Here is a 12327-nt window from a genome sequence, read left to right as displayed (position 1 = left end):
CAACCTGAGCGTGCGGGCTCATCAACCTCGTAGATACTATCCTCCAAGAATGTGAAAAAAAGAAATTGATCCGGGCGGTTTTCCGTCGATCGTGCAGATCCACACGACTATTGCTCGATACCGAGAAATACTTCACTGTTTTCGTCGGGGATCTCGCGAGTCGAAGCACGCCTTTCGGGGCGTGTCGCGCCATCGGGTCCACCGGGCACGGCACGAGGCGGCGGCACGGCCTCGACGGCGGGCAGACGGCGGGATGCCGACGAGCCGTGCGGCCTTTCCGGCCGCGCGATCAGGGAGGATGACCATCATGCAGCAGGAACGCTCCGAGTCCGACCATGCGGTCCGATCGGTGCCGGGCGGGCAGGAAGAGCGGCGCGCGGAGGTAGCCGACGTTCGCGCCTCGACGCTGTCGCGGCGCAGCCTGCTCGGCGGTATCGCCGCCGGGGCAACGGCGCTGGGCACCGGCGTGGCGCTGGCCCAGACCCAGGCGCCGACGGGACCGGCGGCACCGCCCAGCACCGTCACGACCCCGCCGCGCGACTTCGGTCCGGGCGGGGCGCCGACCACCTACTTCAACGATCCCGACGTCCTCACGATCGATCCGGCGTTCAACCAGCTCGTGGTGCCGAACAGCGCGATCACGCGCTTGTGGACCGGGGCACTGTGGGCCGAGGGTCCGGCCTGGAACGCCCAAGGCCGCTATCTCGTCTGGAGCGACATCCCGAACAACCGGCAGCTCCGCTGGCTGGAGGACGACGGCCACGTCAGCGTCTTCCGCATGCCGTCGAACAACAGCAACGGCAACACCTTCGACTTCCAGGGCCGCCAGATCTCCTGCGAGCACGTCACCCGCCGCGTCGTCCGCTACGAGCTCGACGGCTCGATCACGGTCATTGCCGACAATTACAACGGCAAGCGCCTCAACTCGCCCAACGATGCCGTGCCGCATCCCGACGGCAGCATCTGGTTCACCGATCCGCCTTATGGCGGCCTGATCTACGAGGGTGCGCCCGACGCCGCGGGCGGGCCGAGCAACCCGGCGGGCCGCTTCAACGCGCGCATCGGTCAGGCGGTCGGCAACGGCCTCGCGAAGCGGGAGTTGCCGACCAACTGCTACCGCTGGGACCCGAGCGGCCGACTCGACCTCGTCATCACCGAGGACGAGGTGCCGGATCCCAACGGCCTGTGCTTCTCGCCCGACTACAAGAAGCTCTACGTCTGCAGCACGGGCAAAGGGCCGGGCGATCAGGGGCCGGGCGGCAAGGGCGAGGTCTACGTCTTCGACGTCGGTGCGGACAACAAGCTCTCGAACCGGAAGCTGTTCACCGACTGCATGATCGATGGCGTGAAGTGCGGCCCCGACGGCATACGCTGCGACGTGACCGGCCATGTCTGGATCTCGAGCAACGCCGGCCGCGCCGTCGGCTACAGCGGCGTCACCGTGTGGACCCCGGAGGGCAAGCTCATCGGCCGTATCCGCCTGCCCGAGGTCTGTGGCAACATCTGCTTCGGCGGACCCAAGCGCAACCGGCTGTTCATGGTGGCGAGCCAGTCGCTCTACGCCGTTTACGTGAACACCCAGGGTGCCGCACCCGGCTGAGAGCCGGCCTCAGCCCTTCGTGGCGCCGGCGGTGAGGCCGGCGATGTAGTAGTCCATGAGGAAGGCGTAGATGATCAGAGGCGGAGCGGCGCCCAGGAGCGCCCCCGCCATGATCTGCCCCCAGTTGAAGACGTCGCCCTTGATCAGCGAGGTGACGATGCCGACCGAGAGCACGAGCTGATCGGTCGTGGTCGTGAAGGCGAGGGGGTAGAGGAACTGCGCCCAGGAGACGGTGAAGGCGAAGATCGTGGCGGCGATCAGGCCCGGGAGCGCCACGGGCAGGAACACCTTGGTGAGGATCTGGAGATAGGAAGCGCCGTCCACGATCGCCGCCTCGTCGAGCTCCTTCGGGATCGAGCTGAAATAGCCGATCAGCACCCAGGTGCAGAACGGCACGGTGAGCGTCGGGTAGATGATGCAGAGCACCCACCAGTGATTGATGAACTCGATGCCGGTCAGCTCGTGCAGGAAGTTGAAGATCTTGAACATCGGGATGAAGAGCAGCGTGTCGGGGACCAGGTAGGTCAGGAACACGCCGGTGGCGAGCGCCGCGGAGCCGAGAAAGCGCATGCGGGCGATGGCGAAGGCGGCCAGCGTGCTGACGACCATCGTGACCGCCACGACGATGAGCGAGACGGCGAACGAGTTCTTGAAGAAGGTGAGGAAGGTCGGCGAGGTGAGGAGGCCGATATAGTTCGCGAGGGTCGGCGAGGTCACCAGCCAGGGGCTGCCGCTCTGGCTCGCGATCTCCTGGCTCGTCTTCAGCGAGGTGATCAGCATGTAGACGGGTGGAGCCAGGAAGAAGACGCAGAACAGGATCAGGAAGGCGTAGGACAGGACGAGCGCCCAGCGCCGCCGGCTGGCGAGCGTGGCGGATGCGGGGGGCGCCGCAGCGCGGGAGGCGTTCGCCGGGGCCGTCTCGATCGCCATGATGGTGCGTTCTCCGCTCAGGCGAGCGTGCTGCGACGGTGGACGTCGCGCAGGATGAAGATCGCGGCCAGGCCCAGGATCGGCAGCATGAACAGCGACACGCAGGCACCGAGCGGTATGTCGTTGGATTCGATGCCGAGCTTGAAGGCGTAGGTGGCGAAGACGTGGGTGAGGTCGCTCGGGCCGCCGTTGGTCAGGATGCGGACGATGTCGAAGTTGGCGAAGGTGACGATCAGGGAGAACAGGACGGTGATCGCGATGATTCCCCGCAGCATCGGCAGCGTCACGTACCAGAGCCGCTGCAGCGCGTTGGCGCCGTCGATGGCGGCCGCCTCGTAGAGCTCCTCCGGCACCGACTTCAGGGCGGCGAGATACATGATGAAGAAGAACGGAGAGCCGTACCAGACGTTGACCAGGATCACCGAGAAGCGCGCCCAGTAGGGATCGCCGAGCCAGGGCACCGGCCCGATGCCGACCCCGGCCAGAAGCCAGTTGAGGGCGCTGTAGGAGGGATCGAACAGCCACCACCAGACGAGCGTGCTCATGGCCGGCGGGATCACCCAGGGGATCAGCAGCATGCCCCGCCACTTGCGCTGCCCCTTCGTGGGCAGGTTGTGCACGAGATGGGCGACGACGAAGCCGATCAGGGCCTTGAAGGCCACGGCCGTGACGGCGAAGATGGTCGACTGCTTCACGACCATCCAGAACAGCTCGCGCGAGAACAGGAACGTGAAGTTCCCGAAGCCGACGAAGCGCTGCATCGACTTGTTCAAGGTCGCGAGATGCACGGCGTAGCCGGCCGGATACAGGACGAGGCCCAGAATGATCGCGATCAGCGGCAGGCACATGAGGAACGCCTTGGCCGAGCGCCGCCGCGACAGGCTCCAGAACACCGCCCGAGGCGGCGAGGAGCGATGAACGGTGCTGGCGGTGGAGACCTGGGCCATTTCCTTCCTCGCCGCTTGCGGATCGCCCGCGGGTGCGCCCTGCACCCGCGGCGTGCCGTCAGGTCCGCATGAAGCCCTCGAGCTCGCTCTCGGCCCAGGCGATCGCCTTGTCGGCGTTGTCGCCGCCCTGGATCATGCGGGCCACCATCTTGGTCATCGTCGCCTGGCTGTAGGCCTGGACGGCGATCTTGGCCGGTGCCGGCGCCATGGCGATCGAGTAGGTCTCGTCGCCGGCAGCGGGATAGTGCCGGAGGGTACCCTTGGGCGGCTCTTCCTCGCGCCACGTGTCGAAGTCGTTGAAGGCCACGTAGCCCGGGATGTCGTAGCCGTGGCTGCCGGCGACGAACTGCCGGACCGCTTCCTTCGTCGAGAGATGGGCCAGGAGGCTCTTGGCGGCGCTCTTGTTCTTCGAGAAGCTCCAGATGCCCCAGTTGATCGGCAGGTACGGCGCGAAGCGCCCGCGCGGCCCCTTGGGCATGGCGTGCGTCCAGCACTTCTCGGCGACCTGCGGCGCGTCCCGCTTGGCCACCGCCCAAGCACTGGGCGGGTTGAGGATCAGGGCACCCTTGCCCGAGATCAGCCAGCGATTGTTCGAGGCGTCGTCCCAGGCGATGACGTCGGGCGGCAGGAAGGCGGCGAGCCGCTTCATATAGTCGAGAGCCGCCCGGGTTTCGTCCGAGCGCACGGTGATTCCGCCCTTCTCGTCGACGAGCCGGGCACCGAAGGCGTTGAACAGCGCGCCGACCCAATCGACCGAGTCCGACGTGGTGCCGAGGCCCAGGCCGAACGGATAGCCGGCCTTGTGACATTTCTCGGCGGCGGCCAGGAACGCGTCCCAGGTCCATCCGGCCGCGAGCTCCTGGTTGGCCGGCCCGTCCGGCGGGTACATGGCGATCACGTCGAGGCCGGCATGCTCCTTGAGCAGGTCGAAGCGCGAGCAGGGCACCTTGAGCTGCGAGCCCGGCGTCGACGGCACCGCCACCCAGCGGCCGTCCTGACGGCCGAGATACTCGACGACCGGGTTCACCGGCCCGTTCCTGGCGAGGATCTCCTGCATGACGTCGTCGACCGGCTCGAGGTCCTCGGCGTGGCTCGCGGCCTCCCAGACCCGGAAGGACAGGATGTCGTGGCCGGCGCGTGCCTGGGCCTCGGCCTGGATCGTCAGGAGATCCTTGTTGCCCTGCGAGGGCAGATAGTCGATCTGGAGCTCGACCTTCTCCTTCTCGGCCCACTCGTGGCAGAGCCGGGTGAGCACGTCGTTGGCGCCGGGGACCCAGTGGTCCCAGAAGCCGAGCGAGAGCTTGCCCGCGGCATGCGCGCCGCGCGCCCGGCCCAGCGCGACGCCGCCCACGACCGCACCCGCCGCTCCTTCGAGGAGCCGGCGCCTCGAGAGCTGCCACCTCGTCATGTCCTACGCTCCCTGATCGGGCTGCTTCGGCAGCCGCGTCGACGTTCCCGAGGGTCGCTTTCCTCGCGCCCATGTCTTGCGAGCATGAACCATACGCTGCTTCATAGCCGACGCCAATCGCCCAGTCGCACGGGAGCAGGGCGGTCGGGACGGCCGTCAGGCGGCGCGGCTCGGGATCGAGGTCGGCCGAGACGAGGCGGCAGAAGGGTGCGCCAGCCGGTCCGTCCCGAGCGGATGCGCCCGTCAATCGCGGCCGGCATAGGCGCCCAGGAGCTTCGGCAGGTCGCCGAAGCGCGCGATCAGGCCGAAGATCAGCCCCGCCACGAGGACGAACAGGACCGAGACCGCCGCCATGACCGGCGTGTAGCCGTAGCGCAGGCTGTTGAAGATCTTGATCGGCAGGGTCTCGACGGTGAAGCCGGCGACCATGTAGGCGATGATGTACTCGTTCAGGCTCAAGACGAACGCGAAGGCGTAGCCCGAGATCAGGTAGGGCCGGAGCAGCGGCAGGACGATGGTGCGGAAGGTGGCTCCGTCGTCGGCGCCCAGCGTGGCGGCGGCCTCGAGAAGCTGCCGGTCGATCGATTCGAGGCCGAGCGAGATCGTGACCAGAGGCAGGGTCAGGAAGAAGATCGCATGGCTCACGATCGTGGCCGGCATGGCGCCGTAGAGGCCGACGCTGATCCAGAACACGAGAAAGCCCAGTGCCGTGACCACCGGCGGCAAGGTGAAGGGAGCGACGCCCAGCGCCCAGAGCAGGCGGGCATGGCGCACGCGGTAGCGCCACAAGAACCAGGCGAGCGGAAAGGCGACCGCGACGGCGAGCGCCGCCGAACTCGTGGCGATGACGAGGCTGTTCTTCAAGGCGTTCAGCCAGTCGCTCTGGGCGAGCAGCTCGCCGTACCAGCGCAGCGAGAAGCCCCTGGGCGGGAAGAGGAGCTGGCGCTGCGCGTTGACCGACACACCGGCCACGACCAGCAGCGGGGCCGCGAGGAACAGCATCACGGCGGCAAGGAACAGGCGGCGTCCGGGCGAGCGCGTCATGGTCGCGCACCTCGCCGGCCGAGAAGGAGGGTGAGGCCGATCAGTGCCAGGCTGAACCCCATCAGGAACACCGCCATGGCAGCGGCGAAGGGCAGGTTCGACTGGAACACGGCCTGATCGGTGATGTGGACCGAGAGCGTCCAGTGCTGCGGGCGGCCCAGGACCTGCGGCAGGAGGAAGGCGCCGAGATTGAACACGAAGCCCATGATCAAGGCGCTCAAAAGAGCCTGCCGCTGCGAGGGCACCACGATCAGGAAAAAGGTGAGGAGCGGCGAGGCGCCCAGCATGCGCGACGCCTCGGGCAGCTCGGGGTCGAGCCGCGAGAGGGCGGGGTAGAGGACGAGCACGGCGTAAGGAAAGCCGAGATAGCACAGGCCGACGAGGAGCGCCCAGAATCCCGGCGCCCAGGCCTGGGGCCGGGCCAGGAGCCCGAGCCAGACGAGCAGGTTGGAAAGCCCGGCCGTGCGCGAGAGCAGCGTCGACCAGGCGAAGCCGACGATGACCTCGGAGAGCGAGAGCACGGCCAGGATGAAGACGAGAAAGCCCACCTGCGAGCGGCGGGGCAGGCGGGTCAGGCAGTAGGTGAAGGGAAAGGCGACCGCCACCACCACGAGTGCTGCCAGCGCCGAGATGCCGAGCGAGAAGCCCAGCACCTGGGCGAAGAAAGGGGTGAGGAAGCGGGCGTAGTTGGCGAGCTCGAAGGCGGGCTCGTAGAAGCCGCCTTCCACCCGATGGAAGAAGCTCACCCCCAGCATGATCCCGAACGGAACGACGAAGAACGTGCCGAGCATGGCGGCGGGCCAGGCGAGAGCGGCCCAGCCGCGCCAATCCTGCGGGCGGTCCCGGTGGATCATGCGGCCAGCACCACGCAGGCCTCGGCCGGCAGCTCGACCATCACCCGCCCGCCGAGCGCGAGGTCGGAGGGCCGCTCGCGCGGAGCCATGACGACCAGGAGCTCCGCCTCGCCGCAGCGCGCCGTGACCTCGACGCTGGCACCGAGATCGCGGACGAAGGCGACCTCGGCCGGGAGGCGGTTCGGGCCCGGCTCGCCGAACGGGCGCAGATGCGCCTCCTCGGGCCGCACGGAAAGGGTGACGGCGGCACCCGGCACGAGCCCGGGCGGGAGGCGCGCCACGCGGACGGCATGACCGTCGATCCGCACCCCGTCCTCGGCCAGGGTGCCCTGGAGCAGGTTGCTGAGGCCGATGAAACCCGCGACGAACGCGTTCGCGGGCTCGCGATAGATCGCGAGCGGAGCGCCCACCTGCTGTACCCGGCCGTGGTCCATGACCACGACGATGTCGGCCATGGTCATGGCCTCGCGCTGGTCGTGGGTGACGACGATGGTCGAAATGCCGAGCCTCTGCTGCAGGAGCCGCAGCTCGACCTGCATCGCCTCCCTGAGCTTGGCATCGAGCGCCGAGAGCGGCTCGTCGAGCAGGAACAGCTTGGGGGCGAGCGCCAGCGCTCTCGCGATCGCGACCCGCTGCCGTTGCCCGCCCGAGAGCTGGGCCACGGGGCGGTCGAGCACGCCGGGCAGGCGGACGAGGGCCAGAAGCTCCTCCGCGCGCTGCCGGCGCCTCGCCCGGTCGACCCCACGCACGCGCAGGCCGTAGGCCACGTTCTCGCCCACGCTGAGATGGGGGAACAGGGCCAGCGACTGGAACACCATCCCGAAGTCGCGCTTGTGCGCCGGCACGCGCGTGATGTCGACGCCATCGAGGAGGATCCGGCCCTTCGTCGGCGTCTCGAGGCCCGCGATCAGGCGGAGTAGGGTGGTCTTGCCGCAGCCCGAGGGGCCGAGCAAGCAGATGAACCGCCCGTGTGGGATATCGAGATCGACATCGGCGAGAGCGTGGACGTGGCCGAACGACTTGCTCAGCCCCTCGATGCGCAAGCCCGACATCGCTCCTGCTGCCACCCGCTCAGCCCGCGATCATCTCGGTCCATTTCTGCTCGATGAGGTCGCCCTTCTCGGCGTAGAGGTCGTAGCGCGGGATGATGGGCGGGATGTCGCTCGCTACGGCCGCGAACTCTTCCGGCGTCAGATCGAGCAGCTCGCGCCGGACGGTGGGCGCCGTGCCGACCTTGCGCGAGAGCTTCGCCTGGATCTCGGGCCGACACATGTAGTCGATGAAGACGTGGGCCGCATCCAGCGCCTTGGACGCCTTCGAGACGCACCAGGAGCCGGAGTCGAGAACACCTCCTTCTGCGGGAAAGGTCGAGCGCACCGGCTCGCCCTTGCTGGCGGCGAGGCCGGTGACGTCGTGGTAGTACTGCCCCATCGGGATCTCGCCGGCCTGCAGCGCCTGCTGGAACTGGCCTTCGTCGCGATACCAGAGCCTGACGTTGGGCTTGAGCTCGGCGAGCTTCGCGAAGACCTTCTCGAGGCCTTCGTCGGTGCTCAGGACGTCGGTGCCGCCGAAGAAGGTCTTGGCCGTGATCTCGAGCAGGAAGGAGTTGGTGGCGAGGGCGAGAAGGCCCAGCCGGTCCGCGTTGGCCGGGTCCCACAGCGCCTGCCAGGAGGCCGGCGGCTCCGGATAGACCCGGGTGTTCGTGACGAGCGTGATGTACCAGGACACCGCCCCGACGCTGGCGATCCTGCCGTCCGGGTAGCGCTGCACGAAGTGCGGCTGCAGGTTCTTGGCGTTGGGCAATCTCGCCTCGTCGAGCGGCGCCCAGAGCTTCGCCTTCTCGCCCTTGAAGCGGGGTACTTGCGCCATCATCGAGACGTCGGCCGGCGCCTGCCCGGCGCGGGCCGCGGTCTCGAGCTGGACCAGCCAGGCCTCGCCCGTGGGCTCGGCGACGGACTCGATCTCGATGCCGGTCTCGCGGGTGAAGTCGGGGTAGATGTGCTCGTCGAAGGAATCCTTGAAGTAGCCGCCATAGGTGCCGACCTTGAGCACCTGCGCGGCGCGGGCGCGACGCACCGCCGGCAGCCCGAGCGCCGCGGTGCCCGCGACCGCCGCAGCGCCCGTCAGAAGCCGTCGCCGGATCATGGCGACCCCGCCCGTCTCGGCCTTCATCCTCGCCTCCCTTGTCGGCCCCGTCCGGCCGGGTTCCTCCCGGCCACGCCGTTCCTCGTCCCGGCCCACTGATAGCGGTTTGCGCCGTCCAGCAAAAGGCCACAGCGCACAGGCAGGTTCGCGGGCGGAGGCATGCTCCGGTGCGTCATTCTCGCGGCCGGCGGCGACCAGCGCCATCGGCGCGGCCATGTGAAGGAACGGTCCCGGCCTTGCGCGCTTCTTCGGGCGAAAGGTCCGGTGACCGACCTGTCCGGGAGCAAGGAGCATGATGAACCGTTGCCTCCGCGCCGTGCTGGTGCTGCTGCTGCTCGCCTCCGCCGGGATCTCCCTCGGCGGCTGCGAGCCGCGCTTCGGCCACGTCAAGGACGCGTTCCAGAAGGCCTTCTGAAGGCCGGCCAGGCGCTGCCGTGCGACGAATGCCATCGATGGAGGGTACCGTCCGGGCGGGCGGCCCCATGACCTGACGAGATGCCGGCTGACACAGGCGGGAGCGCTATGGAATAGTGCCCGTATCGTGGAAACTGCACCGCAAGGCCATGGCTCGCCCCACCGCCAAGATCCGAACCCGCCGACCGGCCGCCGACAGCGCCGCCGCCGGCCAGGTCCAGTCGCTGACCCGCGCCATCGCCCTGCTCGAGGCGGTGGCGCGCAGCCACGACGGGCTCACCCTGACCGAGCTCGCGCAGATCGTGGGCCTGCCGCCCTCGACCGCGCACCGTCTGCTCACCACCCTGCAGCAGGCCCGCTTCGTCCGCTTCGACCCTCTGGCCGCGCTCTGGCAGGTCGGCGTGCAGGCCTTCGTCGTCGGCAACGCCTTCGCCCGCACCCGCGACGTGCTGATGATGGCCCGCCCCTACATGCGCCGGCTGATGGAGGACAGCGGCGAGACCGTCAACCTCTACGTCATGGACGAGGGCGAGGCGATCTGCATGGGCCAGGTCGAGAGCCGGCAGATGATGCGCGCCATCGCGCGGCCGGGCGGCCGGGTCAAGATGCACTGCTCGGGTGTCGGCAAGGCCATGCTCGCCTGGCTCCCCGAGCGCGAGGTGGCGCGTGTGCTCGAGCGCCACGGCCTGCCGCGCGTCACCGCCAAGACGCTCGCCACCCCCAAGGCCTTGAGGGCCGACCTCGAGCAGGTGCGGCGGCGCGGCTACGCCATCGACGACGAGGAGCACGCCATCGGCCTGCGCTGCGTCGCCGCCCCGATCCTGGACGAGCACGGGATGCCGCTGGCTGCGATCTCGGCCTCGGGTCCGACCGCGCGCATCCCCGACCATCAGCTCGGCCTTCTGGGCGCTCTGGTCGCCGAGGCCGCGCGCGCGGTCACGGCCGAAGTCGGCGGGCTCTCGGCCGTGCAGGAACAGATCCGCGGCAGAGAGCGCCATCCGAGCCCGATCGGAGATGATAGGTAGATCAAGGGCTTGGCATGTCTTTTCCACGATACGAAAACGCATCCGAAAACATGTAGGTGGTGTGGCCGGCATCGGCTATCTTGGCGGGCAGATGCAACTCGTCAGGGGAGGCGACCGATGCCCAAGATGACCGCGGTGGAAGCGGCGGTGCGGGTGCTGGAGAAGGAAGGGGTCACCACCGCCTTCGGCGTGCCCGGCGCCGCGATCAACCCGCTCTATGCCGCCCTGCGCGCCCATGGCGGCATCCGTCACATCCTCGCCCGTCACGTCGAGGCTGCCTCGCACATGGCCGACGGCTACAGCCGCGCCAAGCCCGGCAATATCGGCGTGTGCCTCGGCACCTCGGGGCCGGCCGGTACCGACATGATCACCGGACTTTACGCCGCGCAGGCCGATTCGATTCCGATCTTGTGCATCACGGGCCAGGCGCCGCGCGCGAAGCTGCACAAGGAAGACTTCCAGGCGGTCGACATCGAGGCGATCGCCAAGCCCGTGACCAAGTGGGCGGTGACGGTCAGAGAGCCCGGCCTCGTGCCGCGCGTGCTGCAGCAGGCGTTCCATCTCATGCGCTCGGGCCGCCCCGGCCCGGTGCTCGTCGATCTTCCGATCGACGTCCAGACCGCCGAGATCGAATTCGACGTCGACACCTACGAGCCTCTGCCGGTCTACAAGCCGCACGCGAGTCGACGGCAGATCGAGAAGGCGCTCTCGATGCTGAACGAGGCGGAGCGGCCCCTGATCATCGCCGGCGGCGGGATCATCAACGCCGATGCCTGCGACCTGCTCGTGCAGTTCGCCGAGACCACCGGTGTTCCGGTGATCCCCACGCTCATGGGCTGGGGCGCGATCCCGGACGATCATCCGCTCATGGCCGGGATGGTCGGCCTGCAGACCAGCCACCGCTACGGCAACCGCACCTTCCTCCATTCCGACTTCGTGTTCGGCATCGGCAATCGCTGGGCCAACCGACACACGGGCTCGATCGAGAGCTACACGAAGGGGCGCCGCTTCGTGCACGTCGACATCGAGCCGACCCAGATCGGGCGCGTGTTCAACCCCGACTACGGCATCGTCTCGGATGCGAAGGCCGCCCTCGAGCTGCTCGTCGAGGTGGCGAAGGAATGGAAGGCCGAAGGCCGGCTCAAGGACTGGAGCGCCTGGGCCGAGCGGTGCCTGCACCGCAAGCAGCACATGCTGCGCAGGACCCACTACGACCAGGTGCCGCTCAAGCCGCAGCGCGTGTACCAGGAGATGAACGAGACCTTCGGCCGCGACGTGTGCTACGTCACCACCATCGGCCTCTCGCAGATCGCGGGCGCGCAGTTCCTGCACGTCTACCAGCCTCGCAACTGGATCAACTGCGGCCAGGCCGGGCCCTTGGGCTGGACCCTGCCGGCGGCGCTCGGCGTGCGCGCGGCCGATCCTGCGCGCGAGATCGTGGCGCTATCCGGCGACTACGATTTCCAGTTCCTGATCGAGGAGCTGGCGGTAGGCGCCCAGCACAGGCTGCCTTATCTGCACGTGGTCGTGAACAACTCCTATCTCGGCCTGATCCGCCAGGCGCAGCGCGGCTTTCAGATGGACTTCGAGGTCAGCCTCGCGTTCGAGAACGTCAACAACCCCGAGGTCGAGGGCTACGGGGTCGATCACGTCGCGGTGGCCGAGGGCCTGGGCTGCAAGGCGATCCGGGTCAAGAGTCCGAACGAGTTCAAGGAGGCCTTTGCCAGAGCCAGGGCGCTCATGGCCGAGCACCAGGTGCCGGTGGTGCTCGAGTTCATCCTCGAGCGCGTCACCAACATCGCCATGGGCACCGAGATCCACAACGTCACCGAGTTCGAGGAGATCTTGTGCCTCGATCCCTCGCTCACCCTCGAGGACGTCTCCGGGTCGGTGCTCCGGAGCAACGGGGCCGACGAGGCGGCAGGACCGGCAGCGTCCGCCCGTTGAGAGCCCGAGCCGG

11 protein-coding genes are annotated in these 12327 nt (G+C 68.4%); 4 read left to right on the top strand and 7 right to left on the bottom strand.

Annotation, left to right across the window (positions count from 1 at the left end):
• Nucleotides 1–307 precede the first annotated feature (307 nt).
• Nucleotides 308–1600, top strand: a complete 1293-nt coding sequence (locus U1T56_RS01320; RefSeq protein ID WP_418157618.1) for an SMP-30/gluconolactonase/LRE family protein — start codon at nucleotides 308–310, stop codon at nucleotides 1598–1600.
• 9 nt (nucleotides 1601–1609) lie between these two features.
• Here U1T56_RS01320 and U1T56_RS01315 read toward each other — a convergent pair whose 3' ends face one another.
• From U1T56_RS01315 to U1T56_RS01285, 7 genes are all read right to left on the bottom strand, one after another.
• Nucleotides 1610–2530 carry a carbohydrate ABC transporter permease gene (locus U1T56_RS01315; protein WP_418157617.1) on the bottom strand — a complete coding sequence of 307 codons (921 nt, stop codon included), beginning with the start codon at nucleotides 2528–2530 and terminating at the stop codon, nucleotides 1610–1612.
• A gap of 17 nt (nucleotides 2531–2547) precedes the next feature.
• Nucleotides 2548–3378, bottom strand: coding sequence for a carbohydrate ABC transporter permease (locus U1T56_RS01310; RefSeq protein WP_418157836.1), 831 nt, complete (start codon nucleotides 3376–3378; stop codon nucleotides 2548–2550).
• A 157-nt stretch (nucleotides 3379–3535) separates the two neighbouring features.
• Nucleotides 3536–4885, bottom strand: coding sequence for an ABC transporter substrate-binding protein (locus tag U1T56_RS01305; protein ID WP_418157616.1), 1350 nt, complete (start codon nucleotides 4883–4885; stop codon nucleotides 3536–3538).
• Nucleotides 4886–5128: 243 nt separating this feature from the next.
• Nucleotides 5129–5929, bottom strand: coding sequence for an ABC transporter permease (locus U1T56_RS01300; RefSeq protein WP_418157615.1), 801 nt, complete (start codon nucleotides 5927–5929; stop codon nucleotides 5129–5131).
• Complete coding sequence (locus U1T56_RS01295) at nucleotides 5926–6780, bottom strand: ABC transporter permease (protein ID WP_418157835.1); 855 nt, start codon at nucleotides 6778–6780, stop codon at nucleotides 5926–5928. Before U1T56_RS01295 ends, U1T56_RS01300 begins: the two co-directional genes overlap by 4 nt.
• Nucleotides 6780–7835: an ABC transporter ATP-binding protein gene (locus tag U1T56_RS01290; protein ID WP_418157614.1), complete on the bottom strand. Its 1056-nt coding sequence runs from the start codon at nucleotides 7833–7835 to the stop codon at nucleotides 6780–6782. Before U1T56_RS01290 ends, U1T56_RS01295 begins: the two co-directional genes overlap by 1 nt.
• 19 nt (nucleotides 7836–7854) lie before the next feature.
• Nucleotides 7855–8955 carry an ABC transporter substrate-binding protein gene (locus U1T56_RS01285; RefSeq protein WP_418157613.1) on the bottom strand — a complete coding sequence of 367 codons (1101 nt, stop codon included), beginning with the start codon at nucleotides 8953–8955 and terminating at the stop codon, nucleotides 7855–7857.
• A gap of 265 nt (nucleotides 8956–9220) precedes the next feature.
• Between U1T56_RS01285 and U1T56_RS01280 the strand changes: the two genes are divergently transcribed.
• The 3 genes from U1T56_RS01280 to gcl all read left to right on the top strand — a co-directional run bounded on the left by U1T56_RS01280 (nucleotide 9221) and on the right by gcl (nucleotide 12314).
• Nucleotides 9221–9343, top strand: coding sequence for a hypothetical protein (locus U1T56_RS01280; RefSeq protein WP_418157612.1), 123 nt, complete (start codon nucleotides 9221–9223; stop codon nucleotides 9341–9343).
• A 148-nt stretch (nucleotides 9344–9491) separates the two neighbouring features.
• Nucleotides 9492–10367 carry an IclR family transcriptional regulator domain-containing protein gene (locus U1T56_RS01275; protein WP_418157611.1) on the top strand — a complete coding sequence of 292 codons (876 nt, stop codon included), beginning with the start codon at nucleotides 9492–9494 and terminating at the stop codon, nucleotides 10365–10367.
• Between the two features lie 117 nt (nucleotides 10368–10484).
• Nucleotides 10485–12314, top strand: coding sequence for a glyoxylate carboligase (gene gcl, locus U1T56_RS01270; RefSeq protein ID WP_418157610.1), 1830 nt, complete (start codon nucleotides 10485–10487; stop codon nucleotides 12312–12314).
• Nucleotides 12315–12327 lie beyond the last annotated feature (13 nt).

Source organism: Benzoatithermus flavus (assembly GCF_037908215.1).
Taxonomy (GTDB): domain Bacteria; phylum Pseudomonadota; class Alphaproteobacteria; order Geminicoccales; family Geminicoccaceae; genus Benzoatithermus; species Benzoatithermus flavus.
The sequence above is the reverse complement of the archived record's forward strand: the minus strand, read 5'-3'. Positions and strand labels throughout refer to the sequence as shown.

Bases quoted from the DNA above. Each gene is read 5' to 3' on its own strand.
- U1T56_RS01280 (WP_418157612.1), top strand. From the start codon at position 9,221: ATGATGAACCGTTGCCTCCGCGCCGTGCTGGTGCTGCTGCTGCTCGCC.
- U1T56_RS01310 (WP_418157836.1), bottom strand. From the start codon at position 3,378: ATGTGCCTGCCGCTGATCGCGATCATTCTGGGCCTCGTCCTGTATCCG.
- U1T56_RS01275 (WP_418157611.1), top strand. From the start codon at position 9,492: ATGGCTCGCCCCACCGCCAAGATCCGAACCCGCCGACCGGCCGCCGAC.
- U1T56_RS01315 (WP_418157617.1), bottom strand. From the start codon at position 2,530: ATGGCGATCGAGACGGCCCCGGCGAACGCCTCCCGCGCTGCGGCGCCC.
- U1T56_RS01285 (WP_418157613.1), bottom strand. From the start codon at position 8,955: ATGAAGGCCGAGACGGGCGGGGTCGCCATGATCCGGCGACGGCTTCTG.
- gcl (WP_418157610.1), top strand. From the start codon at position 10,485: ATGCCCAAGATGACCGCGGTGGAAGCGGCGGTGCGGGTGCTGGAGAAG.
- U1T56_RS01290 (WP_418157614.1), bottom strand. From the start codon at position 7,835: ATGTCGGGCTTGCGCATCGAGGGGCTGAGCAAGTCGTTCGGCCACGTC.
- U1T56_RS01305 (WP_418157616.1), bottom strand. From the start codon at position 4,885: ATGACGAGGTGGCAGCTCTCGAGGCGCCGGCTCCTCGAAGGAGCGGCG.
- U1T56_RS01300 (WP_418157615.1), bottom strand. From the start codon at position 5,929: ATGACGCGCTCGCCCGGACGCCGCCTGTTCCTTGCCGCCGTGATGCTG.
- U1T56_RS01320 (WP_418157618.1), top strand. From the start codon at position 308: ATGCAGCAGGAACGCTCCGAGTCCGACCATGCGGTCCGATCGGTGCCG.